Here is a 26199-nt window from a genome sequence, read left to right on the forward strand (position 1 = left end):
ATTACGGTCGCTTCAAAAACACGAATTCCGTGTCGTCATAAGGGCGCCGCTCCAATTCCTCGAAGCCTTCCGGCGTGACGAACTGCGCAGCCTTCGCCTCTTCCACGACGAGCAGCGCGCCCGGCGTCAGCCAGCCGCCGTCGCGCAGGCTCGCAAGCGCCTTCTCCGCAAACCCCTTGCCATAGGGCGGATCGAGGAACACCAGCGAGAACGGCTCGACCGGATGCGCAGGCCCGAGATCGGTCGCATCACGACGATAGACTTTTGTCACGCCACCCAAGCCCAGCGTCTCGACATTATTCCGCAGCAGGGCGCGCGCCTCCGCGCCGTTGTCGACGAACAGCACGAATTTCGCGCCGCGTGACGACGCCTCGATGCCGAGCGCACCGGTGCCGGCGAAGAGATCGAGCACGCGCGCATCCGCAATCGGATCGTCATAGGCGTGCACGAGGATGTTGAACACGGACTCGCGCAGGCGGTCCGCCGTGGGGCGGATGTCGCGCGAGGACGGTGAGGCCAGATTGCGCCCCTTCAATCGACCGCCGACGACGCGCAACGTCAGTCCTCCTTCGGCGCCAGATCGCGCTTGCCGTGATAGCCGCGCTTGGGACGGCGCGGCGGGCCGTAGCCGCTGGCCTCAGCCTCGTTGCGCTCGCGCGCTTCCTCGCTGCCGGTGCGTTGCACCAGGACGCGGCGGCCCTTGCGGTCGTTGATCACGCCGCGCTTGCTCGCGGGCTTCTTCTCGCGCGGCGCGTCGTCTCCCTCATGCGAGGCAGATTTCTGCGGCACGTCGAACTGCGCACCCGATTTCTCGATGATCTTTTCGCCGAGCTGGTCGCGCAGCACGCGGGACTTGATCTCCTCGACCTGGCCCTCGGGGACCTCGCCGAGCTGGAACGGGCCGTAGGAGACCCGGATCAGCCGGTTCACCTCGAGTCCAAGATGGGCGCAGACATTGCGCACTTCGCGGTTCTTGCCCTCGCGGATCGCGAAAACCAGCCAGACATTGGCGCCCTGGTCACGCTCCAGCGTGGCGTCGATCGGACCGTATTTGACGCCCTCGATCTCGATGCCGTTCTTCAGCTCGTCGAGCTGCGCCTGCGTGACGTCGCCATGGGCGCGGACACGGTAGCGGCGCAGCCAGCCGGTGTCCGGCAGCTCGAGCGTGCGCGCGAGCCCGCCATCATTGGTGAGCAGCAGCAGGCCCTCGGTGTTGAAGTCGAGCCGGCCGACGCTGATCAGCCGCGGCAGACCTTCGGGCAAATTGTCGAACACGGTCGGACGCCCCTCGGGATCGTCATGGGTCGTCATCAGGCCGCGCGGCTTGTGATAGAGGAACAGCCGCGTGCGCTCGCGCTCCGGCAACGGCTTGCCGTCGACGGTGACGACATCGTTCGAGGTGATGTCGAGCGCCGGCGAGTTGATGACACGGCCGTTGACGCTGACGCGGCCCTGCGTGACCATCTCCTCGGCATCGCGGCGCGAGGCAAGGCCCGCACGCGACAGCACCTTGGCGATACGCTCGCCAGCTTTCTTCGGCTTGACCTCTTCCTCGCGGCGCGGCCGCCGCTCGGAATCACGATCACGGTCGCGATAGGCGCCGCGACCGCCGAAGGCGGGACGTTTCTCGAAGATCCTGCTCTCGTCCTCGTTTTCGCGGCGTGGACGATCGCCGGTGCGAGCTTCGCTGCGGGGATGCTCGTGCCAGTCGGAGCGGCCCTCGGAGCGCTCGCGCGGACGATCGAATTTCGGGCGATCGCCGCCGCGATCGAACCTGGGACGATCATCGCGGGGGCGATCGAATTTGGGCCGCTCGCGGAATGGACGGTCACCCGATGGACGATCGTCGCGCGAACGCGAAAAGCGCGGACGGTCGTCGCCGCCGCCTTGCCGATCGTCGCGCTTCTGCCAAGGCTTGTCCTGACCGCGGTCGCTGCCGCCAAACTCCTTGCGCGGACCCTTGCTGAAGTCCTTGCGCGGCGGCCGGTCGCCGCGTGGGGCCGCATCGCGCTTCTGCCAGGGTTTCGAATCGCTGCGCTCGCTGCGATTGCGGTCCGGTGCGCCGCGCGAAAACTTCCGCTCGCCGTCGAACTTGCGTTCCGGACGGTCGCCACGCGGCGCGTAAGGTCGCTTGTCGCCAAACTTCGTGTCACCGGTTCGGCCGGCCGGACGGGAATCGTCGCGATCCCTGCGCGGCGGACGGTCATCACGCCCATAGGACGGGCGATCACCGCGCGGCTTGAACGACCGCTTCTCGCCATCGCGCGAGGGGCGATCAGAAAATGGGCGGTCGCCCCGGGGCTTGAACGGGCGCTTCTCGCCGTCGCGCGACGGACGATCCGAAAACGGACGGTCTTCACGCGGCTTGAAGGGCCGATCGCCACGCGGCTTGAAGCTGCGCTCGCCACGATCTTCGCCGCGCGGCCGGTCTTCCCGATTGAACTTCGGACGGTCGCTGAAGTCGCGGCGCGGGGCATCGCCCTCCTCGCGGCGGCGGACCGGCCGGCTGTCGCGGTCGCCGCGGGGCGGGCGGCTGTCGCCCTTGCCCTCGAAGCCGCGCTTGGCGAACTTCTTCTCGGGGCCCCGCGCCTTGCCGGAACGGCCGCCCTTGGCCGGGCCGCGATCACGACGGCCGCGGGAATCGTTGTCTTTGTCGCTGTCGCGAGGCATGAATAATCTCACTCAGGGGGTGGCCAGAAAGCATTGTGCGCGCTCGTCTCGAGCCGCATGCTCAGGCAAAATCGTAAGCACTTCTGCTGAAGGCGCAGCTACTAGCAGGTTTCTGGCGATGATACGAGGCTTGAAAGCCCCCTCTTTCATGGATTTGGCGCTCAAAACGGCCGAAAACGCCGGAAAGGCGGGCGAAGTTCCGATCGGATGCGTCGTGGTCCGCAATTACGAGGTCATCGCCACCGCGGCGAACCGGACGCTGACCGACTACGACCCCACGGCGCATGCCGAGATCGTTGCGCTGCGCGAGGCGGCCAAAAAGATCGGCAGCGAGCGCCTGGTCGACTGCGACCTCTACGTGACGCTGGAGCCCTGCACCATGTGTGCGGGCGCGATCTCGTTTGCAAGGGTGAGGCGCCTGTATTACGGCGCCGCCGACCCCAAGGGCGGCGCGGTTGAATCAGGCGTGCGGTTCTTCACCTCGCCGACCTGCCATCACGTCCCCGATGTCTATTCCGGGGTCGGCGAAAGCGAAGCGGCGCGGCTGCTCAAGGACTTCTTTCGGGAGCGGCGCTAAGGCGCGGCAAAGAACTCGCGCAGCGCCTTTGCGGTGACGTCGGGGTTCTCCTCGGTGAGGAAGTGCCCGGAGTCCACGGGCTGGCCTTCCACGTTGGTCGCCCATTGCTTCCAGATGTCGAGCGGGGTGGCGGCGGCTTGCGCCACGCCGGCATTGCCCCACAGCGCCAGCATGGGAATGGTGATCTTCTTGCCGGCCTCGAAATCGGCCTTGTCGAGATCGTAGTCGAAATAGGCGCCGGCGCGATAATCCTCGCACATCGCGTGGACGCGGGCGGGATCGCGGAACGGCGCGATGTAGTGTTCGAGCGCGCGCGCGTCGATGGCCTCCAGCGTCTTCGACCTGGTCTGGCTTGCCATCTTGAAGCGCAGGAAGAACTCGCCATTGCTCGCAATCAGCGTCTCCGGCAACGGCGCGGGCTGCGCCAGAAAAGTCCAGTGATAGATCTTCAGCGCGTAGGCGCGGTTCATCCGCTCCCAGTAATTATAGGTCGGCAGGATATCGAGCACCGCAAGCTTCGACAGCCGGCCGGGATGATCGAGCGCAAGGCGATAGGAGACGCGGCCGCCGCGATCGTGGCCGGCGAGTGCGAAGTGCACGTGGCCGAGGCGCTCCATCGCCTCGACCATGGCCTTGGCCATCGCGCGCTTGCTGTAGGGCATGTGCAGCGCATCGCTCTCGGGCATGTCGGACCAGCCATAGCCGGGTAGATCGGCGATGATCAGCGTGAACTGGTCGGCCAGCTGCGGCGCGACGCGGTGCCACATCACGTGGGTCTCGGAGAAGCCGTGCAGCAGCAACAGCGGCGGTCCCTTGCCGCCGACGCGGGCGAAGATGCGGCCGAGGGAGGTGTTGATCCATTCGGAGGCGAAGCCGGGATAGAGGTCGGCGAGATCGGACATCTTCTGCATCCTTATCTGTCAGCGTGGGCTGTTCGGTCTTGAGAATGCCCCAAAACAAAAAAGTCGAAAAACAACCCCATGCACAGTAGCTAAGTCCAACAGCCGCCTACACAATTTCGGAGTGCCGACGGCGCGGGCGGAAATTGCGCGCGCGTGCGAAAAAAGCCTGTCAGCCCTTGGACTTCTCGGCGTCCACCGCCTGCCAGCCGATGTCGCGGCGGCAGAAGCCTTCCGGCCAGTTGATGCGGTCGACGGCTTGATAGGCGCGGGCCTGCGCTTCCGTCACGGTCTTGCCGAGCGCGCAGACATTGAGCACGCGGCCGCCATTGGCGAGGATGGCGCCGTCCTTCTCGACCGTGCCGGCGTGGAAGATCTCGGCGGTCTCGACCTTGGCGGCGTCGTCGAGCCCCTCGATCCGCGTGCCTTTCTGATAGTCGCCGGGATAGCCCTTCGCCGCCATCACCACCGTGAGCGCGGCCTCCGGATGCCAGCGGAGGTCAAAGTTCTTCAGCTGCCCGTCGCAGGCGGCGAGGAAGGCCGGCACGATGTCCGACATCATCCTGAGCATCAGCACCTGGCACTCGGGATCGCCGAAGCGCACGTTGAACTCGAACAGTTTTGGCCCTTGCGTCGTCAGCATGATGCCGGCGTAGAGGATGCCGCGAAACGGCGTGCCGCGCTGCTTCATGCCTGATACCGTCGGCAGGATGATCTTGGCCATGATCGCGTCATGGATCGCCGGCGTGACCAGCGGCGTCGGCGAATAGGCGCCCATGCCGCCGGTGTTCGGACCGACGTCGTGGTCGAACACGCGCTTGTGGTCCTGCGCGGACGCCAGCGGAATGGCGGTCTCGCCGTCGCACAGCGCGAAGAAGCTGATCTCGCGGCCCGGCAGAAACTCCTCGATCACGACCTCGGCGCCGGCCTCGCCAAAGCCGCCCTCGAACATCATGGCGATGGCGTCCTCCGCCTCGCGCACCGACTTGGCGACGACGACGCCCTTGCCGGCGGCCAGACCGTCGGCCTTGACCACGATCGGCGCGCCCTGGCTCTGGACGTAGGCACGCGCATCGGCGGCGTTAGTGAATCGCTTGTAGGCGCCGGTCGGAATGCCGAACTCGGTGCACAGCGCCTTGGTGAAGCCCTTCGAGCTTTCGAGCTGGGCGGGGATCCTGTCCGGCCCGAACGCCTTGATGCCGGCGGCGGTGAGGTCATCGACGATCCCGGCCGCCAGCGGCGTCTCCGGGCCGACCACCACGAGCTCGACCGCATTCGCCTTGCAGAAGTCGATCACGGCGGCATGGTCGGCAACATCGAGCGCCACGCATTCCGCCTCGCGCGCGATCCCGGCATTGCCCGGCGCGCACCAGAATTTGGTCACCAGGGGAGAGGCCGCGATCTTCCACGCCAGCGCATGTTCGCGGCCGCCGGAACCGAGCAGGAGAATGTGCATAAGAGGCTCAGAAATGAGGGTTTTGCTGGGGGCGGAGGTCGCATGAATCGGGGTGGGGCTCAAGGGGGAAAGGGCCCGAACTCCCCGTGATTCCGGGGCGCGGCGAAGCGCTGTCTTCTCTTCTCCCCTTGAGGCAGAATTCAGCTGAGCGGTCCGAAAATTCCCTCGCGCTTATAAGGAGGCGGGCCGGGCGGCTGTTCCACCGTGTGTCCCTCTTTGATAAACCCCAGAGCGCACTCTGGAAGTCCAAACGGTTCTGATCTATTTAGGGACAGCAATGCCAGTCGATCAAGCTCAGCACCTCGCGCAGCGCGCCGCCGAGAAAACTGAAGCGGCCACCGCGATCAAGGCTGTACTTGCCAAGGTCGCGGATAACCCCGATGGCTGGCAGCGCCTGCATCTTGCACAGGCAATCAGTTGGCTTTGGCGAGGCGCCTACCGGCTTGCCAAGGTCAACGCTGCATTGGCGCTCACGCCTGCGAATGAGCACGTGCTGGTGACTGATCCGGCAACAGATAGCTACACGCCAGATGCACTGCGGCAGGCTCTTTCCGCGGTCGAGGCGGAGCCCGTGAGGGCCTTCGTTGCGTTCGGCGAGATCAAGTACACCGGCTAGGCCGACGACCCGGCTCGATTTTCAATCGGCTCAATCGCGGCGAAATGTCAGCGGCAGATGCCAACGTTGCCTTCCGGCAAGCTTTTACCGACGTCGTGACGGCCGAGAAGACGCGCGACGCGGTAAAAAGGCAATGTTTCGAATCCCATCATTGGATTTCGAAGAAGATGACATTTGAAAAGAAGCTAGCCGGTTTGCGGGACGGATACAAAACTGTTCACCTGTCAGCTACCGGGCGGTGGTTTTGAAGAACGATCCAACCAAGAATAGCGCGATGTCCGAATTGACGGAACAGGCCCAAGGTGACGCCACTGCTGGCACCATCAATGTGACCCTGCATCCGGACGGCGTCGCAGCACCTGCTCATCGGGCAGCCGTGATTTGCCGAGAGGTCATTGATCTCTATTTCGAAGCGCTGTCCAAAACTGATCTTTCTCAACCACCTCCTGCTCCGGGCGATGAATTCTTCCGATTTGACATCAAAGGGCCGGAGCTATCTGCCGAAGAACGACGTGGGGTTCATGAGCGCTGGGTTTTGATTAAGGCGTTCCAAGATCTGATGCGCGGCGTCAGGGGATCGCTAGAGGAGGCATATTTCTTCATCGCGCTGTTGAGAGAGGGAAAAATTCGAGCTCCGACAAGCGCGACGCTGGGTGAGATTCTCGCTCCCTATCGGGCCAAAGCGGAGGCAATGAACTTTCCGAACCTGATGGAGCAAGTAAATCGCGGGCTCGAAAAGCCGGTACCGTTTGCGGAGGCCTACGGCTCACTACAATCCGCGCGAAATTGTTTGGAGCATCGCGATGGGGTCGTCGGACGCCGGGACGTTGACGCGACCGGCGTTCTCAAGATCAGCGTCCCCAGAGCAAAGATTTTCGTCGAGCAAAACGGCGCAGAGATTGAGGTCTGTAAGAACTTTTATGCGGAGAAAGATACGGTAATTCAGATGCGGATGGAGACTCGCGATCTTGTTTTTCGATTGGGCGAGCCTCTGAAGATTTCCGCAAAGGATTTCGATGACATCGCGTTTGCGTGCGCGAACTTCGGTACAATGCTCGCTCAGCAACTTCCTAAGGTGCCGTCCCTAGGCTGAGTCGCAGGAGAGCCCGTAGAATGGGTTGAGCCCTTGCGAAACCCATCGCACTTGTTTCGTGGTAACGTCCCGTCCTCGTACCGCCGCAACTTCGTTCCGGGTGGGTGTTTCTTCTTTACCGTCAACCTGACGCGCGGAAGCTAGCGTTGCTGACGGATCACATCGGGTTGTTGCGCACGGCGTTTCGTGAAACGCACCGACGCCATCCATTCACGATCGATGCCATCGTGGTGCTGCCCGATCACCTTCACACGGTGTGGACGTTGCCAGAAGGTGATGCCGATTTTTGCAATGCGCTGGCAGTTGATCAAATCCACCTTTTCGCGCGGTCTGGCGCGCAACGAGAGGATATGCCCAAGCCGCGCGGCTAGAGGTGAACGGGGCATCTGGCAACGCAGATATTGGGAGCATACCATTCGCGACGAAGCCGATGTCGCGCGGCATGTAGACTATGTTCATATCAATCCGGTCAAGCACGGGCTCGTCGACAGAGTCCATGACTGGGCGCCCTCCTCGTTTCATCGCCGCATAAAGCTCGGCAATTACCCGGCCGATTGGGCCGGCGATCAGTCGGATGACGGCCGCGATTTCGGAGAACGGGGATAGAGAAGCGATGGGTTTCGCAAGGGCTCAACCCATCCTACGAGCTGAAGACGTCAGCTAGGAAGCCAGGAGCGGGCGCTTCCGGAACCATCATCGCTCGATCATCCCGCAGGTCCCGCTCGCCGAGTCGCCCAACGGGCGTGAATAGTATGATGTATGCAAGATCCTGCTTGCGCGGCGAGACGGCGGCAGTGTCTCCGCAAATGTCCGTGCTTGATCTCGACCAATGGCTCTGTTTGGATAGTTGCGTTTCGCGCAACTCGTATTCGGATAATCATAGTGAATGAAAGAGATGGATACCGACGTTCAATGGATGCTCTTTCACAAGAGAAAGCATCGTGACCCTCTACCGTACCGGCATCGGGAATCGGCTTTTGGCGGCTCTGCCGCCGGCGGATCTCGGCTTGCTCACGCCCCACTTCCGGAAGGTCTCCTTTGGGCCAGATGCCGTTTTGGTGCGCTCGGGCGATGAGATGGACCCGGTCTACTTTCCCCATAGCGGCGCAATCGCCTTCATGCTCGATATGCCGGACGGGCAAACGGTCGCAACCACCTTGATGGGACGGGAAGGCGCTTTGGCCTCTTTTTCCGTACTCGGCCCATCGCTTTCATCCGTGACCGCGATTGCACGCATGGCGGGCACAGCATCATTGATTTCCGCCGCCAAATTTCGGGATGCCTATGCGCAAAGCGCGGCCATCAGGAATGTCGTTCAGCTCCACGCCCGCGCGGTGTTATTGCAACTCCAGCACGTAGCCGCTTGCAACGCGCTGCACCGGGTGGATGGCCGCATGGCGCGGTGGCTTCTGCAGCTTCACGACCGCGTTCCCGATGACCTCCTCCCGGTGACGCAGGAGGCGCTTGCGCAATTGCTTGGGGTGCGGCGGACGACAGTGACTCTGACGATGAGCAAGCTACGCGAGGCCGGAGCCGTCCCCTCCGACCGGCGCGGATTTGTTGAGATCGATCGGGCGCGGCTCGAGAGGGTCGCATGCGACTGCTATGCGCTTATGCAGCGCAAGATCGATCGGATGTATTGCCAGGAATTGTCGGCGCCCCAACCTACCCGTGCGCCGTTCCGGGAAAGCGCCATCGTCTCGTCCGGCGGAGCGAGGGGTGAATCCAGAGCCGTTTCGCGGGCGGAGAAGTAGAGACTATGCGATGACCGCCTTCGGTCAGAAGCTGCCATTAGGTAGCAGTCGGCGCAGATCCGCAACGGGTCACAAGCCGTCGATCACGCCCGTGGTGGGAGACTTCCGCTTTGCGTTAGTAAGCCGACGTTTATGAGCACACGTCCTAGCTCTGCTTCCCCGCGATGATCTCCTGCAATGTCGCAACATGCCGCGCGAAAGCGACGCGGCCGGCGGCGGTGGCGGTGACGGTCGTCTGCGGCTTCTTGCCGACGAAGGCTTTTTCCACCGAAACGTAGCCCTCCTTGGCCAGCGTCTCGATATGCGCGCCGAGATTGCCGTCGGTGGCGCCGGTGAGCTTCTTCAGCCGCGCGAATTCGGGGCGAGGCGAGTCATCTCATGGCTTGACATCGTAGGAATGAATGTCGCTCGCCATATCATTTGACTGTGAAGTTCTCCTTCACACCCTGTGAGTTTTATCTTGGATAGCCCCTATCGAGCATGCGTCCTATCTCTCCTCAGCAATTTCAAAGCTCTCACAGGAGACACTGAGATGAACGACATCCCCGCAAAGCGCGATGAACTCCACCAGAAAGAAGTTTATTCGCCGCCTTCTCGACGGCTTTCTGAGCAGAACGCGGGCGGATTACATCGTCGAGCGTTTCTAGCTGCAAGTGCAGGCGCCACGGTTCTGCTTGGGGGCCCGAGTTCTGCGCAGGTCCAATCCCCGGTTGCCTCTGCTCCAACGGGTTCGGGCACAATGCCAAGCAATGTCAGAGTGGAACGCGTGGACGGCTCAATTCTGCTGATCGGCATTCGGCAGGAGACCGACCGTGTCGACCTATCAAGCGTCATTGGCTTGGGTCGCCTGATGTATATGCTCGACCACGATGACGCGCTGCGCGTCGCAGTCCTCTACTCCCAAGGCTCCGACTTCGTGGGCGGTGTGCTCGATCCTGACAGTTGGGCGCCAGTCTTGCGCACGGGCAAGTTCCCGGAAATGTCTGAGTTCATCAATCCCGTCGGCACGATACCTCCTCGCAGGCAGAAGCCACTCGTCGTCGCCGTCCAGGGCAAATGCCAGGGTGCAGGCCATGAGCTTTTCCTGGCGGCAGATGTCCGCGTTGCAGCGAGCGATACCGTGTTCGCCCAACCAGAGGTCACCCGCGGACACTTCCCTGCTGGGGGTGCACCGATCACGTTCGTCCGGGAAGCGGGTTGGGCAAATGCGATGCGCTACATGCTGACAGGCGACGAATGGAGCGCCGATGAGGCCTACCGAATGGGATTGGTTCAATACGTGACGCCGCCCGGAAAGCAACTTGATCGGGCGATCGCAGTCGCTCGCAGGATATCGGCCGCGGCTCCGCTTGGAATTCGAGCGACAATCGCGTCGGCCCATCGCGCGCTGAGCGAAGGTCAGGAAGCCGCGTACGCGGCGCTGTTTCCTGAACTGGCTCGATTGGCTCAGAGCGACGACCACCAGGAATATTTCCGGGCGCTTGGGGAAAAGCGTGCTCCCGCCTTCCGCGGGCGCTGACCGCCACACCGGGGCGGCCCAGTGAGTGCAGGCGTCAACGACGCCGAGACTTGGCGTGATGGTCAATGAAAGCTCGCAGTTTCGGCAAGATTTGGCGCTTGCTCGGATAATAGAGAAAAAGGCCGGGCGTTGTCGTGCCAAAGCGCGTCAACACCGCCTGCAATCGGCCCTCCGAGATATGAGCCTTAACAGGTGGGCCAGGCACCTGCGCAAGTCCCAGACCCTCCACTGCCGCTTCGATCAGCGTCGGATAATCGTGCGCGACAAGCGGACCCGAGACGACTGCCTCGATCGTTCTGTTGCCGTCGAGAAACGACCACGGCACGACTGATCCGTTCGGCCGGCGCAGACGCAGGCAGGCATGGCCACGCAGGTCGTCGATAAGCTTCGGTCGTGTCCGTGCGCGCAGATAATCGGGACTCCCGACAACGACGAACGGGAAGGGCTGGGAAAGCCTGACCACAATCATGTCGGCGTCGATGAACTGACCCATCCGGATGCCGGCGTCAAATCCTCCGGCGGCGAGATCTACTCGCTCCTCGCTGGCAGCGATCTCCACTTCGATCTCGGGATAAGCCTTGCAGAACGAGAGGATGACCGGCTGCAGGATCAGCGGAACGACCGCTCTGGGAACGGCGAGCCGCAAAAGCCCGACGGGACGTTGCCCGAGTTCGCGCACGGCAGCTCCGGCCGCGATGAGCTCTTCAAAGGCTGGTCTGGCGCGGGACAGGAATTGCTCGCCAGCTTGAGTGAGGCCGACACTGCGCGTTGTGCGAACGAACAGGGCAACGCCCATGCGCGCCTCGAGCGCGCGCACCGCCTGGCTCATCGCCGATGGGGTGATGCCCAGCTCTGCGGCCGCCTTTCGAAAGCTGCGGTGCCGGGCAACGCTGAGGAATGCCTCCACACCATCGATCGTGCCCTGCTTCATTGTGAAGTTCTGCTTCATGGCTTGTCCACTTTATAGCGGATAGTGGACCGACGAAAGCTTTCTTAAGTTCAGTTGCAGAGCGAGACGCCACGCCGGCGGGTGACTTGGTTGCCTATCGCGCCAGAGTCGGAGCCTGAAAACGATGACGCAAGTCCGGAACGCCGCCCTCACCTTCATCCTCATAGGAGCCCTTGCCATGACTGAAGCATCCATTGCCCAAACACAAAACCTATCGCCCGTAACAACTGGGGTGATGGTTATCCTGACGGCCAAGAGCAACGTCACACGCGAACAGGTCATGGCTGTAATGCCGGCCGAAGTCCGACAGACCGTGCAGCTCTACGTCGGCGGGAAAATCCGGGAATGGTTCTCGCGTGCCGATGGCCGCGGTGCTGTCTTCTTGCTCGACACCAGGGATGTGGCGGAAGCGCACGCGATCATGGATGATCTGCCGCTGGCCCGGCAAGGCCTCGTCGATCACGAGTACATCGCGGTCGGTCCGTTGCTGCCCCTTCGGTTGCTTCTGGCCAGCCCGGAACGCCCGCAATAGCGAGGAGGCAGAGAAATGCCCGCCATCAACCTGCCATTTGTTCTGAGCGTCGTCGGCGCCTTCCTGACAAGTTCAGCGATCGGTTACATCTATGTCTGGCCATGGCTGCGTAGCCTGCCGCGATTTGAGGCTTTGCGATTGATTGCGGCCTTTCATGCCTTCAGATTCTTTGGGATGAATTTCCTGGTGACTGGATTTGTGTCGCCGGAATTGAATCCGGATTTCGCCCGTCAGGTCGGATGGGGCGATTTCATCGCCGCGGCCTTGGCCCTTGGCTCGATGGCGGCACTCTCCCGGCGCTGGTCGATCGCCATTCCAGCTGTTTGGGTCTTCAATGTCTGGGGCACGATCGACCTCCTGAACGCATACTACATGGGAGTGACACAACTCAGAGATCCCGGTCTGATGGGCGCAGGGATTTACGTGCCCGCACTTTACGTCCCCTTGCTACTTGTCAGTCACGTTCTGATCTTTCTGCTTCTGTTTAAGGTCGGACCAGCGGAAGAATACTCGTCGACTCCGGCGCCGGCTCGCAACTAAGTCTCTTCGCATCCCGTACAACCCGGTGACGTATGCGCAGCATAGCGATGTGGGCCTGGTGGCAAGCGAACAACGAGCGCGCCAGCTTCGGAAGATCAGACCTATTGGAAGATCAGACCTGCTTCCCCGCAATGATCTCCTGCAACGTCGCGACATGCCGCGCGAACGCGCCGCGGCCTGCCGCGGTGGCGATGACCGTGGTCTGCGGCTTCTTGCCGACGAAGGCTTTTTCCACCGATACGTAGCCCGCCTTGGCCAGCGTCTCGATATGCGCGCCGAGATTGCCGTCGGTCGCGCCGGTGAGCTTCTTCAGCCGGGAAAACTCCAATCCTGTCGCGGCCGGCAGCGCGTTCAGTGCCGCCATGATCTTCAGCCGCAACGGCTGGTGGATGATGTCGTCGAGCTCGGCCATCAGATCCGCCGCATCCAGAGGCCGCCGAGGATCAGGCCTCCGCCATTGACGAAGGCCATCCAGAGCGGGAACGCCTCGCCGATGTAGAAGTAGCCGATCAGCGTCAGCGCGGAGATGCCGACACCGATCGCCATGAAGGCATAGCCGAACCAGAGACCGGCCAGCGTATAGAACAGCATGAAGTAGAGCGGCCAGAACGTGCCGAGCTGGCGCGGGCCGAAGTGACCGATCACGTTGGTGCACAGATAACCGAAGGCGAAGAACAGCACGAACACCAGAAGCAGTCTGACGTTGAAAGCGGCGCCATGGGAGTGATGCGGCGGATTGAAAATGCGCAGCGCCACCAGACCGCCGGCGCCCAAAGTGTCCGCGGCGACCCAGGCGTAGACCGCATAGACCGGCCAAAGCCAGGTCACGAGATTGGCCGCGAACACCAAGAGGCCCCACCAGACGGCAGCAAAGCTCGCCAGCTCATAGAGCTGCGATTGCTTCACGCGCTGGACGATGTCGTCGATATCGGCCAGCGCCGCGGACGCTTCCTTGCTGTCGATCATGACTGCCTTGCCCCGCGCGTCGCCACATCGTCGGCGATGACCGAAATCGCCTTCGGGTTGGTGACGATGCCCATATGGTTGATGCCGTCGATGATCTTGACATCGACCGACGGTTTGATGGCCTGCACGACTTCCGCATATTTGTCCGAGATCATCATCTCGTCCTCGGCGCCGCCGAAGATCGTGACCGGACGTGTCGTCGCCGGAAGATCGATGCGATAGCCGCGCGTCGCGAAATTGCGCGTCAGGCGATCGGAATAGGTGGAGACGAGGTACTTTGCCGAAGTCGCGGGCACGGCGAGCGCGAGCACCGGAAGCTGCGAACAGCAGTCGATGCCGAGCTTGCGCAGCGTGGCGAGCGCGAAGAAGCGCGGCAGGTCGACATTGGCCCAGCCGCCGGCATGCGGCTTATTGGTCGGGGCGTCATAGCCGAGATAGGGCGCGAGCAGCACGGTGCGCACGAACATGTCCTGCATGATCGGCGTCGCGGCGATGCGCAGCGAGAAGCCGGCGCCGGCGGAATGGCCGATCAAGGTGAGCGGCAGCTCCGGCGCGGCCTTGCGCACCTCGGCGACGAAATCGACGAGGTCGTCTTCGAGCTGGCCGACATAGCCGATGTCGCCGCGCGTGCCGGAGCCGCCATGGCCGCGGATGTCGAGCGCCCAGGTCTCCACTCCGCGCGAGGCGATGGCATGGGTCAGGGCATGATTGACGGTGCCGCTGGAGCCGGACGAGCCATGGATGAAGATCGCGCCGCGGCCGGTCGCGGGGCCGTTGGCAGCGTAGTGGCGGAAACCGATCCAGGTGCCGTCGCGGGCCTGGAAGCGCTCTAGGGGCGGGAGGGTGGACCAATCGATGCCCTTGGAGGAGTCGGAGACCGATCGCATCTCGGGCGGCCGCGTCAGCGGGGTTGCGATCATCGCGGCCAGGATCAGCGCCACGGCGCCGACCGCACAGAGGGCCCATTTCATTCCGTTCAACACGCCGCGCAGCAATCGAACTGCCATGATCCACTCCCCTCAAACCGATCAACTATAGAGAACTCTATATGACAGAGTACTCTCTTGGTCAATCCCCGGATTGGCGCGGCGCCGCAAAAATCCTTAACGTCGGGTCTGATCCCCAAATGCCGAATCGTTTGCCGATGCCTTCAGCGGAACCCCTGCTCAACACACCCGAATTCACCGTTTCCGAGCTCTCGCAGTCCCTGAAACGGACGGTTGAGGACACCTACGGCCATGTCCGGGTCCGCGGCGAGATCTCCGGCTTCCGCGGCGCGCATTCCTCCGGCCATTGCTATTTCGCGCTCAAGGACGAGAGCGCCAAGATCGAGGCGGTGATCTGGAAGGGCGTGCACGGCCGCATGCGCTTCAAGCCCCAGGAGGGGCTCGAGGTCATCGCCACCGGCAAGCTCACGACCTATCCGGGCTCCTCGAAATACCAGATCGTGATCGAGGCGCTGGAGCCGGCCGGCATCGGCGCGCTGATGGCGCTGATGGAGGAGCGCAAGCGGAAGCTCGCCGCCGAAGGCCTGTTCGACGAGGCGCGCAAACAGCTTCTGCCGTGGCTGCCGGAGGTGATCGGCGTGGTGACGTCGCCGACCGGCGCCGTGATCCGCGACATCCTGCATCGGCTGGAGGACCGCTTTCCCCGCCACGTGCTGGTGTGGCCGGTGAAAGTTCAGGGCGAAGGCTCGGCCGAGCAGGTCGCGGCCGCGATCCGCGGCTTCAATGCGCTGCCGGAGGGCGACAAGATTCCGCGCCCGGACGTGCTGATCGTCGCGCGCGGCGGCGGCTCACTGGAGGATCTGTGGTCGTTCAACGAAGAGATCGTGGTCCGTGCCGCGGCCGAGAGCATGATCCCGCTGATCTCGGCGGTGGGGCATGAGACCGACATCACGCTGATCGATTTCGTCGCCGACAAGCGCGCGCCGACGCCGACGGCGGCGGCCGAGATGGCCGTGCCGGTGCGCAGCGATCTCTTTGTCGAGGTCGGCGATCTCGGGCGACGCACCCGGTCCTGCTGGCAACGCGGCCAGGAGAGCCGTCGCAGCGAGCTGCGTGCGGCCGCGCGCGCGCTGCCGGCGGCAGGCGATTTGCTGGCGATCCCGCGGCAGCGGCTGGATTCGGCAGGTGCGTCCCTGCCCCGCTGCCTCAAGGCCAATACGCACGCGCATTTCCGCAGGTTCACCGCCGCAGGCGCCAAGCTGACGCTGCGGGTGCTGCATGGCCAGATCGCGCAGGCCGATCATCGCCTCACGGTGTGCGGCGAGCGACTCGGACTGTCCACGCGCTCGCTGCTGCGGCGGCGGCGCGACCGCTTCGCCGGGCTGGAGGTGCGCTTGCGCGCCTCGAAGCTCTCCAATGCGCAGGCGCAGCGCAACGCGATTGCGCGCCAGCGCGAACGCACGCATCGCCTGGCCGAGCGCGCGGGCCGCGCGCTGGTGACGCTGTTGCAGCGGCTCGACGCCCGCGTCGAGAACAGCGGCAAGCTGCTCTCCGCGCTGTCTTATCGCGGCGTGCTCGCGCGCGGCTTTGCGCTGGTGCGCGACGAGGCCGGCCATCCCCTGCATTCGGCGGACACGATCGGGCCTGGTGCAAGAGTCGAGATCGAGTTTGCGGATGGACGCGTGGGTGCGACCGCGGATGCGGATCGTGCAGCACCGACGGCAAAACGCGCGCCGGCGCAAGCCAAGGCGGCGGCGCAGGAGGCGAAGCCAGCGCCAAAGCGCGTGGGCAAGCCGGTGGATCAGGGGAATTTGTTTTAGCTGGAGCGACGGCATCGCGTCACCCTCGGCGTCATTCCCCGCGAAAGCGGGGAATCCAGTACGCCGCGGCTTCTCGATCAATCACAGGCGTCTCGGCGTACTGGATCGCCCGGTCAAGCCGGGCGATGACAGTGAGTGTGTGGGACGCGTGCCACGAAATCGCTGTCGTAGCCCGCATGAGCGTAGCGACATCCGGGACCAGCGGCCCCGGATATCGCTACGCTCATCCGGGCTACAAGACTGCGCGTCTCAGCGGCAGGACAAGCCCGCGTCGATCGTGGTCCAGAAACCGCAATGTTCCGGCGCGAGTTGTGGCGCGCCGGCATGGGCTTCGAACAGATGGGCTTCGAACAGGAAGACCGCGACGGTGAAAACGATCAGGGCGGAGGAGAACAGGACGAAGCGGTTGCGCATGGGACTGCGTTTAATCGACATCGTGGTCGAATGATGGCGTCGGCACGGGCTGAAACCCACACGGCGCGGGATCCGTAGAGTCACGGTCGGCCATTTTCCGTGCAGGGCGGTGGTCGATGCGGGGCTGTCCGCTGTTGTTCCCAAGGGCGGCCCCGCTCGGCACATGTAGCCCGCACGAGCGCAGCGATATGCGGGACGGACCTACCCGGATATCGCTACGCTCATCCGGGCTACGGCACTGCCGTCACCGCGCCAGCCACTCCGCAACTTCCTTCTGCGATTCCGCGCGCGCTGCCGCATCGGTGCCGAGATGGCCGTGCTCGGGCGTGGCGGCGTCGGTGCTGCCGGCAGCTGCGTGCAGCGGCGTGTTGGCGCGGTCGAAGTCGTGATAGGCGCCGGGATAGACCACGATGCGCGCGAGCGCGCTGCGGCCATGCGCGCCATCGACCATCTGGCGGCAGGCCGGCGGCGACGAGACGTCGTCATTGCCGCCGATCAGCACCAGCGTCGGCACCCGTGTGCTCCAGCCGAGGCCTGCGGAAATCCTGCAGTCCGGATAGAACGCGATCGCGGCGCGGAAATCCGGGCCCACATCGCGCGCCAGGCTCTGCGGACGCACGGCCCAAAGCAGCGCGCTGGCGCCATTCGCCCACCCCATCAGGCTGACGCGGTCGCGCGCAACCCAACTCTGCCGCATCAACCAGGCGCGCGACGCCGCGATGTCGGTGACGCGTTCGCGCCGCGCCTTGACGTGGATGTCCTTGACGCGGCATTGCGGCCCGAGCTCACGCGAGCCGTAGCTGTCAGGGAGCAGGACGGCGTTACCGGACTTGAGCAGCCGCTCGGCCCAGTCGCGATAGCGCGGCAGCACGGAATCGGAATGGCCACCGAGCCCGCCGCAGCCATGAAGCGCGATCACGGTCGGAAACGGCCCCGCGCCCTCGGGCTTGTAGAGCTGCGCATGCAGCACGCCGGACGCCAGCGGAATCTCGACCGGCTGCGGCGCCGGCGACGCGTGCGCGGCCGAGATCAGGAACGTCAGGAACAGGGCGGTGAACGGAAGGCGCATCGAACTTTGCCGTTGGATCCTTCGCTCAAGCACTATCACGCGGAAACGGCGCCAAAACATCACAAACCGGTGGGTTTACCGGGCGGACAAGCCACCCTATTTATGCTACATCCCGTCCAACACATCGTGCCCTCCAAGGTGACCCCGGAGCGGCCTTCCACGGAGACTTTCGACCGTGCTGAACAAGTTCGGCCCCTCGGGCCATGGCGAAGCGCAGGTGCAATATCTCGACGGCGATTTCCGCGTGATCTCGCCGGGGACTTTCGTGCGCTGCGCGATCACCGATACGCGCATCCCGCTCGACGAGTTGAAATACTGGAGCGTGGACCTGCAGGAAGCCTACGCCACACCCGCCGCCGTGCTCGAGCGACATTACCCGGGCGCGCCCAAGCCGCAAGCCTGAGGCCGCGGGCGCGCGTCTATTGCTGCTCCGCGCCATCCGTGCCCACGCAGGTTTTGATGAAACTCTTCCTGGGCTCGCCGACGATCTTCTGATCGATCGCCTGCTTGAGGCAATCCAGCCGCGCCTGCGCCATGCAGAGCTGCATCTGGTCGCGCTTGTCCTGTCCCTTCAGGTTCTGAGTTGTCGCGAGGCAGGTGACGCGCTTGGTCGCGGGCACCGGCACGGTGGTGGTTTGAGGAGCCGGCGGAGTCGTTTGTGCAAACACCGGCGCAATGATCAGACACACAAGGCTGGCGGCAACGGCGGCGAACGGCAACTTCATCGAACTCTCCTGGTCGTATGAAACGGTTAGGAGTTTTGCGATGAACGACGCGTGAATGGCAGGCTGCTGTGTCGGATGGGCAAAGCGCAGCTGCCCTGCCGGCACAGCACGAGCGGTGCAGCTTTTTCACGAGGCATGTTCGCACGCACCAGAAATGCTGCTCGCACAGCCGAGACGATTTCCGTTATGCCGATCCGCGTTGCATCGAAGAGTGCTTGCACTCCGTGGTTAGCCATTTCGCGTTGTGGTTGGATTCTTTGTTGCGATTGGCGCTCTTAGGTTGTTTGACGAAGTCTTGGTGAAACAAAGCGCCGCTATGCTTCATCTTAGGTAATTGGCCCTGCTCTTTTTATCGCACAGACAATCAAGTCAACCAAACGGCCACTGAGCTCTGGAATTGGCGCAGTCTGTGAACGGGCTCATATCGAAGAGCCATCTGTCGGGCTACGATCACCTCGAAAATTCGCGGTGGATTATTTGTAAATCGAAAATCAACGATGGGGGTGATCATGCCCACCATACTAGACCTGCTCTATCGTGAATATTGCCGCGCCCGCCTCGCTGAAATGCGGAAACAGCTTCTGATCGCAGCTGAACGCTTTGAAGCTCTCGAAGCGCATCATCATCCGGATCAGGGTGACGATGAGAGGACGGACACACAGCGCAAGACCGGTCGCCGCGCGCCGAATTGAAGCGGCCCGAGACCGGCGATCTCTCCCGCGTAGCAGTGACCAAGCAGTTGGCAACAGTTTGGGAGGCAGCAATGAATACACCCGAGTACTATACCGCCATGGTAGCCTGCGCCTCGTGCCTGACCATTATCGGATTGATGGCCGTTGGGGCGTGGTGAGCATGATTGACTGCTGAACCGCAATCGCAGGCCGTTGCCGAGGTCGCTGGCAAGCACGTCCGGTCGGACGACGGCGCGGACGCAGCACGCAGCGTACAGCATGGTTCGTCAACGGAGGCTGGAAGGCCTTCGCCTCGGCTTGCAAACATTATTCCTGCTGTGAGGTGAGCGTTGCCGCCGTTTCGGACTGCGGCGGCTTCGCTTCAGATCCGGATGTCAGCTTCCGGGCGGGGTATACGAAGAGCGCAGCTTCGCCGCGTTCTGGCGGACCTGCTTGATCTCGTCCTGCGTGAACAGCCGCGTCAGTTTCACGTTCTGCAGGGTGCCCGCCGTGACGGTCAGGCCGGAAATGGCCGGAGCCGCACCCGGATCAGGCACATCGAAAATCACCAAAACGCCTGGGCCGTCGGCCGCAACGCTGAACATCGAAATCAGCTTTCCGCCGGCCGCTTCGATAAGTTTTCTTGCCGCCTCCTGACGATCGGTCTTGGGGTTCTCCAAAATGGCATTGAGAGCGCGTGGTGTGTATTGTCCGGTGAGGCAAAAATGCATGGCATGTTCTCCTCTGGGTTTTTGGCAATGACTTTCCCTGCCGTTCCGAACTCGTCGTTACGGCCGCTGCATCTGAAATGATGAAGGTACTGCCCGCCGTGGGCATAAACGCCGTCGATGATTTCCGGGAGTTCGGCACGTCCCGGTGACGGCTCTCATGAAACGCTACATCAACTCCCGAACGTGCGGAAGAGAATTCGTCAGCCGCGACATGTCACCTCGGTTGCCACATATCGCACCCGCGCATGAAATGCTTTTCGTCACACCGTGCGTCCACAACGAGCGCGGTTCGCCCGCCGTCCGACATTATCGCCTGCCGAATCTTCGCTCGCGCGCCTTGTAGAGATGATCGCTGATCAGTTGCCGGAGCGTAGCCGGGTCGTCGAACTCGAGCTGGACGGCGAACGGCACGATGCCGTCCGGCACGCCTTCGCGGCCGTGCAGACGCGCGAGATCCTTTTCCGTCGTCACCAGTGTTTGCTGCTCGCGCTGCGCCTCCGCGGCGAGAGTTGCGATCTCGTCGTTCGAAAACATGTGATGATCGGCGAAGGCGCGCGTGCGTGCGACTTCGATACCGCCAGTGCGCAAGCTGCGGAAGAACCGTTCGGGATCGCCGATGCCGGCGAACGCGAACACCGGCTTGCCCAACAGTCTTGCGACCGACCCGGCGTCGGGTTTCAGCCGCGCGCGCAGCTCCGGCTTGTTGCGCCTGGCAAGCTCGGCGGCGACAGCGTCGGCGGCGCGGCCGCCGCCGATCAGGACCAGCGCGTCGGTGCGCGCAAGCTGCGCCTTCAGCGGCGCACGCAGGGGACCGGCCGGAAACACCTTGCCATTGCCGAGGCCGCGCTCGCTGTCGATCACGATCAGCGAGGTGTCCTTGAGAAGACGCGGGTTCTGGAAACCGTCGTCCATCAAAATCACGGTGGCGCCTTGCGACTTCGCCAGCACGACGCCGTCGAGACGGTCGCGCGCGACCGTGACAGGGACGTCGCGCGCCATCATCAGCGGCTCGTCGCCGACGTCGGACGCGGTGTGACGCATGCTGTCGACCATCACCGGGCCCTTGAGGCTGCCGCCATAGCCGCGGCTGAGCACCACCGGCGTCTCGCCGAGCTCGCGCAAGAGCTTCGTCAGCGCCAGCACGGTCGGCGTCTTGCCGGCGCCGCCGACATGGTAGTTGCCGACGCAGATCACGGGGATGCCGGCGTCGACGCCCTCGCGCAGCATCCGCCGTTCCGTGATCGCGCCGTAGAGCGCACCCAGCGGCCCCAATGCGTACGATTCGAGGGAACGTGGCCGGTACCAGAAGGCCGGCTCACGCATTGGCGGCCCCCATCTCGATCCGCAACTGCAAGAGATAAGGCTCGAGCGCGGTCATGGTGCGGTTGAGCGCGCCGCCGAGATCCTCGACCACGCCGGCGCCCGACTGCTGGACGTTCTTTCGCACGGCAGGATCGGCGAGCAGCTGGCCGAGCTGCTTGATCAGTAGTTCCTGCGTGTCGGCTTGGCGCGCGCCGCCGCTGTGATCGAGCGCCTCGTAGACATCGGCGAAATTGAAGACGTGTGGACCATGGACGATGGCCGCGCCGAGCTTGATCGCTTCGATCGGATTCTGGCCGCCATGATGGATCAGCGATCCGCCCATGAACACGATGTCCGAGAGGCGATAGAACAGGCCGAGCTCGCCCATGGTGTCGGCGACATAAACGTCGGTGGTCGCGGTCGGCAGCTCGTCGCGCGAGCGCAGGGCCGGCTTCAGGCCGGAGGCCGTGATCAGGCCTGTGATCGAGGAGCCGCGATCCGGATGGCGCGGCACGATCACGGTCAGGAGCTGCGGGAAGAAACCGGTGAGGCTGCGATGCGCCGCCACCAGCATCTCCTCCTCGCCCGGATGGGTCGAGGCCGCGACGATGATCGGACGCCCGCGCGTCATCGCCATCAGCCGTTCGAGCTTGGCGGGATCGGCCGGGGGCGCCGGCACGTCGAGCTTGAGATTGCCCGTGGTGACGACGTCGCGGCCGCCGAGCGTCGAGAAGCGCTCGGCATCGGTCTTCGACTGCGCCAGACAAATGTCGAACCGCGACAGCAGCGCCGAGATGGTGCCTTGCATCCGGCGCCAGCGCGGGAACGAGCGCGGCGACATCCGCCCGTTGATCAGCACCATCGGCACGCGGCGCGCGGCGCCGGCCAGGATCAGGTTCGGCCACAGATCGGATTCGATGAACAGCGCCAGCGACGGCTTCCAATGGTCGAGGAAGCGCGCGACATAACGCGGGGAATCATACGGCACGTATTGATGGATCACGTCGGGCGGAAAACGCTTTGCCACAATAGCAGCCGACGTGACAGTGCCCGAGGTGAGCAGAATGCGCAGGTTCAGATCGCGCAAGCGCTCGATCAGCGCCGCCGCGGCGAGGACCTCGCCGACGCTGGCGCCGTGAATCCAGACCAGCGGACCGTGCGGCCGCACGTCCCGGGACAGGCCCCGCCGTTCGCTGACCCGCGCGGGATCTTCCTTGCCCTGCTTCAGGCGCCGCTTGATCAGCACAGGCGCGAGCGGCACCAGGCCACGCGCCAGGCGCCGGTACATCCGCAGCGTCAACGGCAGCGAGCCGGGCAGCGATTTAGGCATCTGCAGGTCCCGGCCGGCCGAGTTGCGCATAGGCTTGGCGGGTCGCCTCGTTCAAGGTCTCCTCCAGCTCGAGCCGCAGCGCTTCCATGGTGGCGGCGTTCGCATCCGGCGGAACGTGGATTTCCTTGATGCCGACCAACGCGCCCCGCCCGAACGGCAGGTTGATGGTGGTGCGGTCCCAGTTCTTGAGCCGGATGAAGCGGCTGGTCGCCATCGCAAAAGGCATGATCGGCCGCCCCGATTCCCGTGCCAGCATGATGATGCCGAGCCCGGCCACGCGCGAGCGCTTGGGGACGTCGGCGGTCAGCGCGACATTACAACCGTCCTGGAGCGTCCGCACCATTTCCTTGAAGGCACCGACCCCGCCTTTGCGGTGAAACGCGCCGCCATGGTCTCCGGACCCGCGGATGGTGCCGATGCCAAGCCGCTCGGCGGCAATCGCGTTGAACTCGCCGTCGCGGTGACGGGAGATCAGGACCCTGGCCTTGTACCAGTCCTTGTTCTTGATGAAGGGGGTGAGGAAATGCTGGCCGTGCCAAAACGCGAAGATCGCCGGGATCTGCGGCTCGACGCGGTCATAGACGTCCGGCGGATCGAACGTGAATTTGTTCGTCCGCCAGACCAGACGCAGATATTCCGCCGCCAGGATTCCGACGGCACGCTGAACGAAGCTGCTCCTCAGCGTATTGCGAAGCAGCTTTTTCAACGCGCCGGTTCTTGATTCGGGTCGAGCAGCCGATGGAGATGGACGATGAAATAGCGCATCTGCGCGTTGTCGACCGTGCTCTGCGCCTTGGCGCGCCAGGCGGCGTGCGCGGTCGCATAGTTCGGATAGAGGCCGACGATCTCGACGTCGTCGAGGTTCTTGAAGGTGTTGTGCTCGAGATCGACGAGCTCGCCGCCGACGACGAGGTGGAGCAGTTGTTGCGGGGCACTATCTGGCATCGGTTCTGTTCCTAACGGGCTGCCCGGCAAAGCAGTGTTCGACAAGCACGAGAAAGCGCTTCACGGCAAGGGGCGGTTTCGAAAATGCGAGACAATGTTCGCATGACGATCGCGACCCGCTGCCACCAGCACCCCATGCGTGACTTGCCGGCGGTTATAGAGGATGGGATCTCCGGAGAGATCGCTCATCCTACCATCGGCTTCCTGCACGATCAAATCCGCCGCCGCAAGGTCCCAATCATGACTGTTGCCGCCCGCAAAAGCCGCATCCAGCGCGCCATGGGAGACCCGGCACAGCCGCAGCGCGAGCGAACCGATTCGCGGATGCAGCTTGATCTCGCCCAGTGACGGCTTCAGGCGCTCGACCAGGGGCTTCGGACCCGCGACACGCGAGAAGTCGAGCTCGGACCCAGCCGTCGCCCGCACCGGCACATCGTTGAGGATCGTGCCCTGGCCGCGGGCGGCGAAGAAGAACTCATCGCTGGTCGGCGCGAACACCGCGGCCAGCACCGGCGAGGCGTCCTCAACCAGCGCGACGCTGACGCACCATTCGTCGTGGCCGTTGAGGTAGTTGCGGGTGCCGTCGATGGGATCGACGATCCAGGTCATCCGCCGCGACAGCCGCACCTCATCGTCGGCGCTCTCCTCCGACAGCCAGCCATAGTCGGGCGTCGCCGCGCGCAGGCGCGCTTCCAGGAGATCGTTGACGGCGATGTCGGCTTCCGAGACCGGCGAGGACGCGCCCTTGGTCCACTTCTTCAGCTCGGTGCGGAACATCGACTGCGCGAGTGCGCCCGCCTCCCGCACCGTGTCTTGCAGCAGCGCCGCGTCGCGCGTCAGGATGGCTTCGCCTGTTGCGTTCGCGTCAACGTCCGCCAAGCGTCAAACCCTCGATGCGCACCGTCGGCGCATTGACGCCGTAGCGGAACTCGAGATTGTTCGCCGGCTGCATCGACTTGAAGATCTCGAACAGATGGCCGGCGATCGTCACCTCGCTCACGGGATAAGTGAGTTCGCCGTTCTCGATCCAGAAGCCGGAGGCGCCGCGGCTGTAGTCGCCAGTCACGCCGTTGACGCCCGAGCCGATCAAATCGGTGACGTAGAAACCCTGCTTGATGTCGGAGATCAGTTCGGCCGGCGTCGGCGTGCCGGGTTCAAGATGCAGATTATACGGCCCGGGCGACGGCGAGGAGGAGACGCCGCGATGGGCATGGCCGGTGGTGGTGAGACCGAGCTCACGCGCGGTGGCGCAATCGAGCAGCCAGGTCGTCAGCACGCCTTCGTCGATCAGCGCGATCTTCTTCACGGCGACACCTTCAGCGTCGAACGTCTGCGAGCGCAGGCCGCGTTTGCGCAGGGGATCGTCGATGATGCGGATGTTCTTGGCGAACAGCTGCTGGCCGAGCTTGTCCTTCAGGAAGCTGGTCTTGCGCGCAATCGAAGCGCCGTTGATGGCGCCGACGACGTGACCGACCAGCGAGCCCGCGACGCGCGGATCGAACACCACAGGCACTTTGCAGGTCTCGACCTTGCGCGGATTGGCGCGCGCCACAGTGCGCTCGCCCGCGGAACGGCCGACGATCTCGGGCGACAGCAGATCGGCACCATGCGGCGCCGAGGTGAAATCGTAGTCCCGCTCCATGCCGGTGCCGTCGCCGACAATGGCGGTGGCGGAGATGCCCTGGCTGGAACGCAGGTAAGAGCCGTGGAAGCCGGTGCTGGTGACGAGCACCATGCCGCCCATTCCGGCAGAGGCCGAGGCGCCGCCGGATTTGGTCACGCCCTTCACTCCGAGCGCCGCAGCCTCGGCTTCGAGCGCGCGGCGCTCGAGTTCCGAGGTGGCGGGCACGTCAGGGTCGAGCAGATCGAGATCGGGAAAGTCGCGCGCGAGCAATGCGGGATCGGCAAGGCCGACATATTTGTCGTCGGGCGCAACACGCGCCATCGCAACCGCTCGCTCGGCAAGCTTGGTCACGGCATCGCCGCTGGCGTCGTTGGTGGAGACCACCGCCTGGCGCCGGCCGACCAGCACGCGCAAGCCGACATCATCGCCCTCGGAACGCTCGGATTCCTCGACCCGGCCGTCGCGGACCTCGACGCCTTGCGAGACGCCACGCACGGCGACCGCATCGGCCGCATCCGCGCCGGCGCGCCTGGCAGCCTCCACCAGCCGCTGCGCGAGATCGGAGAGCGCAGACTGGTCGAACAGGTCGCGGCTGGCTGTGGACGAATTCTTGGGTGAAAGCGTCGAGCTTGGTGAAGGGTTCACAAACGAAATCCTGTTGGGGCGGGCTGCGGGACCGGAACCCACAGATGTGCCCTGATCGCGCGGACTTCAAGCATTTTCAACCCACCAAAAGCTCAGATTCGCACCTTGCGCGCAACGTCTCGTCAATCATGCGCGCCAAGGTCTTGTCAATCATGCGCGGCGGTGAGGTTGGATTAACCAGCCTTTTTAAGCGGTTTCGGAAAGGCCCGCGCTAAGGTCCTCGCATCGACCGGGAACATAATCCTGGCGGGGAGAACTAAAGCCGTGAGGCGTCAAACAGCAACAAGCGGGATCACTCCCGCCGGGGGGGGGGGGGGGGGGGGGGGGGGGGGGGGCGCGCCCGCCCCGCGCCGCCCGGGGGGGGGGGGGCGGGGCCCCCCGCCGGCGGGGGGGGGGGAGAGGGGA

The 26199-nt window shown here is 63.9% G+C and carries 28 protein-coding genes and 2 pseudogenes; 11 read left to right on the plus strand and 19 right to left on the minus strand.

Features of this window, described 5'->3' with window-relative positions:
* Position 1 precedes the first annotated feature (1 nt).
* Together rsmD and AC0L3A_RS02615 are read right to left on the minus strand one after the other, a co-directional pair.
* Positions 2 to 556 carry a 16S rRNA (guanine(966)-N(2))-methyltransferase RsmD gene (gene rsmD / locus AC0L3A_RS02610; RefSeq protein WP_007596898.1) on the minus strand — a complete coding sequence of 185 codons (555 nt, stop codon included), beginning with the start codon at positions 554 to 556 and terminating at the stop codon, positions 2 to 4.
* Between the two features lie 2 nt (positions 557 to 558).
* On the minus strand, positions 559 to 2670 hold the full coding sequence (locus AC0L3A_RS02615) for a pseudouridine synthase (protein WP_219685628.1): 2112 nt from the start codon (positions 2668 to 2670) through the stop codon (positions 559 to 561).
* A 118-nt stretch (positions 2671 to 2788) separates the two neighbouring features.
* On the opposite strand from AC0L3A_RS02615, the gene AC0L3A_RS02620 reads away from it, so the two are divergent.
* Positions 2789 to 3247, plus strand: a complete 459-nt coding sequence (locus AC0L3A_RS02620) for a nucleoside deaminase (RefSeq protein WP_007596901.1) — start codon at positions 2789 to 2791, stop codon at positions 3245 to 3247.
* Here AC0L3A_RS02620 and AC0L3A_RS02625 read toward each other — a convergent pair.
* Both AC0L3A_RS02625 and purD read right to left on the minus strand, forming a co-directional pair.
* Positions 3244 to 4149, minus strand: a complete 906-nt coding sequence (locus AC0L3A_RS02625; RefSeq protein ID WP_473253551.1) for an alpha/beta fold hydrolase — start codon at positions 4147 to 4149, stop codon at positions 3244 to 3246. The genes AC0L3A_RS02620 and AC0L3A_RS02625 overlap by 4 nt on opposite strands.
* Before the next feature lie 169 nt (positions 4150 to 4318).
* A complete protein-coding gene (gene purD, locus AC0L3A_RS02630; RefSeq protein ID WP_473253552.1) occupies positions 4319 to 5602 on the minus strand; it encodes a phosphoribosylamine--glycine ligase in 1284 nt (427 codons plus the stop codon).
* A gap of 277 nt (positions 5603 to 5879) precedes the next feature.
* On the opposite strand from purD, the gene AC0L3A_RS02635 reads away from it, so the two are divergent.
* From AC0L3A_RS02635 to AC0L3A_RS02650, 4 genes and pseudogenes are all read left to right on the plus strand, one after another.
* The gene (locus tag AC0L3A_RS02635; RefSeq protein ID WP_473253553.1) at positions 5880 to 6218 is read left to right on the plus strand and encodes a hypothetical protein; all 339 of its coding nucleotides are present in this window, start codon (positions 5880 to 5882) and stop codon (positions 6216 to 6218) included.
* A gap of 274 nt (positions 6219 to 6492) precedes the next feature.
* A complete protein-coding gene (locus AC0L3A_RS02640; RefSeq protein ID WP_473253554.1) occupies positions 6493 to 7311 on the plus strand; it encodes a hypothetical protein in 819 nt (272 codons plus the stop codon).
* 51 nt (positions 7312 to 7362) lie between these two features.
* A pseudogene (locus AC0L3A_RS02645) lies at positions 7363 to 7917 on the plus strand (REP-associated tyrosine transposase).
* A gap of 335 nt (positions 7918 to 8252) precedes the next feature.
* Positions 8253 to 9065, plus strand: a complete 813-nt coding sequence (locus tag AC0L3A_RS02650; RefSeq protein ID WP_219685638.1) for a Crp/Fnr family transcriptional regulator — start codon at positions 8253 to 8255, stop codon at positions 9063 to 9065.
* A 145-nt stretch (positions 9066 to 9210) separates the two neighbouring features.
* Here the strand turns inward: AC0L3A_RS02650 and AC0L3A_RS02655 are convergent.
* Positions 9211 to 9423: pseudogene (locus AC0L3A_RS02655) on the minus strand (transcriptional regulator); the annotation flags it as partial.
* A 174-nt stretch (positions 9424 to 9597) separates the two neighbouring features.
* Here AC0L3A_RS02655 and AC0L3A_RS02660 point away from each other — a divergent pair.
* Positions 9598 to 10584 (plus strand): crotonase/enoyl-CoA hydratase family protein, encoded by a 987-nt coding sequence (locus tag AC0L3A_RS02660; RefSeq protein WP_219685589.1) that lies wholly within the window; start codon positions 9598 to 9600, stop codon positions 10582 to 10584.
* Between the two features lie 34 nt (positions 10585 to 10618).
* Here the strand turns inward: AC0L3A_RS02660 and AC0L3A_RS02665 are convergent, their stop codons facing one another.
* A complete protein-coding gene (locus AC0L3A_RS02665) occupies positions 10619 to 11533 on the minus strand; it encodes a LysR substrate-binding domain-containing protein (protein ID WP_007596914.1) in 915 nt (304 codons plus the stop codon).
* Positions 11534 to 11711: 178 nt separating this feature from the next.
* Here AC0L3A_RS02665 and AC0L3A_RS02670 point away from each other — a divergent pair, with 178 nt between their 5' ends.
* Positions 11712 to 12065, plus strand: coding sequence for a hypothetical protein (locus tag AC0L3A_RS02670; RefSeq protein ID WP_354128661.1), 354 nt, complete (start codon positions 11712 to 11714; stop codon positions 12063 to 12065).
* A 15-nt stretch (positions 12066 to 12080) separates the two neighbouring features.
* Complete coding sequence (locus AC0L3A_RS02675) at positions 12081 to 12605, plus strand: hypothetical protein (protein WP_007596916.1); 525 nt, start codon at positions 12081 to 12083, stop codon at positions 12603 to 12605.
* A 112-nt stretch (positions 12606 to 12717) separates the two neighbouring features.
* On the opposite strand, the gene AC0L3A_RS02680 is transcribed toward AC0L3A_RS02675, so the two are convergent.
* From AC0L3A_RS02680 to AC0L3A_RS02690, 3 genes are read right to left on the minus strand one after another with little or no spacing between them, the layout of a single operon-like run.
* Complete coding sequence (locus tag AC0L3A_RS02680) at positions 12718 to 13017, minus strand: winged helix-turn-helix domain-containing protein (protein ID WP_007596917.1); 300 nt, start codon at positions 13015 to 13017, stop codon at positions 12718 to 12720.
* Complete coding sequence (locus AC0L3A_RS02685) at positions 13017 to 13571, minus strand: hypothetical protein (RefSeq protein WP_007596918.1); 555 nt, start codon at positions 13569 to 13571, stop codon at positions 13017 to 13019. Before AC0L3A_RS02685 ends, AC0L3A_RS02680 begins: the two co-directional genes overlap by 1 nt.
* Positions 13568 to 14578, minus strand: a complete 1011-nt coding sequence (locus tag AC0L3A_RS02690) for an alpha/beta hydrolase (protein WP_007596919.1) — start codon at positions 14576 to 14578, stop codon at positions 13568 to 13570. Before AC0L3A_RS02690 ends, AC0L3A_RS02685 begins: the two co-directional genes overlap by 4 nt.
* Before the next feature lie 137 nt (positions 14579 to 14715).
* On the opposite strand from AC0L3A_RS02690, the gene xseA reads away from it, so the two are divergent.
* The gene (gene xseA / locus AC0L3A_RS02695) at positions 14716 to 16338 is read left to right on the plus strand and encodes an exodeoxyribonuclease VII large subunit (RefSeq protein WP_354128662.1); all 1623 of its coding nucleotides are present in this window, start codon (positions 14716 to 14718) and stop codon (positions 16336 to 16338) included.
* A 249-nt stretch (positions 16339 to 16587) separates the two neighbouring features.
* On the opposite strand, the gene AC0L3A_RS02700 is transcribed toward xseA, so the two are convergent.
* Together AC0L3A_RS02700 and AC0L3A_RS02705 are read right to left on the minus strand one after the other, a co-directional pair.
* Positions 16588 to 16752 carry a hypothetical protein gene (locus tag AC0L3A_RS02700; RefSeq protein ID WP_007596920.1) on the minus strand — a complete coding sequence of 55 codons (165 nt, stop codon included), beginning with the start codon at positions 16750 to 16752 and terminating at the stop codon, positions 16588 to 16590.
* A gap of 244 nt (positions 16753 to 16996) precedes the next feature.
* Positions 16997 to 17821, minus strand: coding sequence for a dienelactone hydrolase family protein (locus tag AC0L3A_RS02705; protein ID WP_219685584.1), 825 nt, complete (start codon positions 17819 to 17821; stop codon positions 16997 to 16999).
* Between the two features lie 175 nt (positions 17822 to 17996).
* Between AC0L3A_RS02705 and AC0L3A_RS02710 the strand changes: the two genes are divergently transcribed.
* Positions 17997 to 18224, plus strand: coding sequence for a DUF2093 domain-containing protein (locus tag AC0L3A_RS02710; protein WP_007596922.1), 228 nt, complete (start codon positions 17997 to 17999; stop codon positions 18222 to 18224).
* Between the two features lie 16 nt (positions 18225 to 18240).
* On the opposite strand, the gene AC0L3A_RS02715 is transcribed toward AC0L3A_RS02710, so the two are convergent.
* Positions 18241 to 18546, minus strand: coding sequence for a hypothetical protein (locus AC0L3A_RS02715; RefSeq protein ID WP_007596923.1), 306 nt, complete (start codon positions 18544 to 18546; stop codon positions 18241 to 18243).
* A gap of 497 nt (positions 18547 to 19043) precedes the next feature.
* On the opposite strand from AC0L3A_RS02715, the gene AC0L3A_RS02720 reads away from it, so the two are divergent.
* Entirely contained in the window at positions 19044 to 19238 is a 195-nt protein-coding gene (locus tag AC0L3A_RS02720; RefSeq protein ID WP_083869876.1) for a hypothetical protein, read from the plus strand.
* A 374-nt stretch (positions 19239 to 19612) separates the two neighbouring features.
* Here AC0L3A_RS02720 and AC0L3A_RS02725 read toward each other — a convergent pair whose 3' ends face one another.
* The 7 genes from AC0L3A_RS02725 to AC0L3A_RS02755 form a co-directional block, all read right to left on the minus strand.
* A complete protein-coding gene (locus AC0L3A_RS02725; protein WP_007596925.1) occupies positions 19613 to 19948 on the minus strand; it encodes a GYD domain-containing protein in 336 nt (111 codons plus the stop codon).
* Between the two features lie 306 nt (positions 19949 to 20254).
* The gene (gene lpxK, locus AC0L3A_RS02730) at positions 20255 to 21271 is read right to left on the minus strand and encodes a tetraacyldisaccharide 4'-kinase (protein WP_007596926.1); all 1017 of its coding nucleotides are present in this window, start codon (positions 21269 to 21271) and stop codon (positions 20255 to 20257) included.
* The gene (locus AC0L3A_RS02735) at positions 21264 to 22610 is read right to left on the minus strand and encodes a 3-deoxy-D-manno-octulosonic acid transferase (RefSeq protein WP_088941022.1); all 1347 of its coding nucleotides are present in this window, start codon (positions 22608 to 22610) and stop codon (positions 21264 to 21266) included. Before AC0L3A_RS02735 ends, lpxK begins: the two co-directional genes overlap by 8 nt.
* Positions 22573 to 23286 (minus strand): lysophospholipid acyltransferase family protein, encoded by a 714-nt coding sequence (locus AC0L3A_RS02740; protein WP_007596928.1) that lies wholly within the window; start codon positions 23284 to 23286, stop codon positions 22573 to 22575. The genes AC0L3A_RS02735 and AC0L3A_RS02740 overlap by 38 nt, the downstream gene beginning before the upstream one ends.
* Positions 23283 to 23525, minus strand: coding sequence for a DUF4170 domain-containing protein (locus AC0L3A_RS02745; protein ID WP_007596929.1), 243 nt, complete (start codon positions 23523 to 23525; stop codon positions 23283 to 23285). The genes AC0L3A_RS02740 and AC0L3A_RS02745 overlap by 4 nt, the downstream gene beginning before the upstream one ends.
* 60 nt (positions 23526 to 23585) lie before the next feature.
* On the minus strand, positions 23586 to 24404 hold the full coding sequence (locus AC0L3A_RS02750) for an inositol monophosphatase family protein (protein ID WP_007596930.1): 819 nt from the start codon (positions 24402 to 24404) through the stop codon (positions 23586 to 23588).
* Positions 24391 to 25794, minus strand: coding sequence for a TldD/PmbA family protein (locus AC0L3A_RS02755; RefSeq protein ID WP_354128663.1), 1404 nt, complete (start codon positions 25792 to 25794; stop codon positions 24391 to 24393). Before AC0L3A_RS02755 ends, AC0L3A_RS02750 begins: the two co-directional genes overlap by 14 nt.
* Positions 25795 to 26199 lie beyond the last annotated feature (405 nt).

Source organism: Bradyrhizobium sp. MI1.3 (assembly GCF_055811695.1).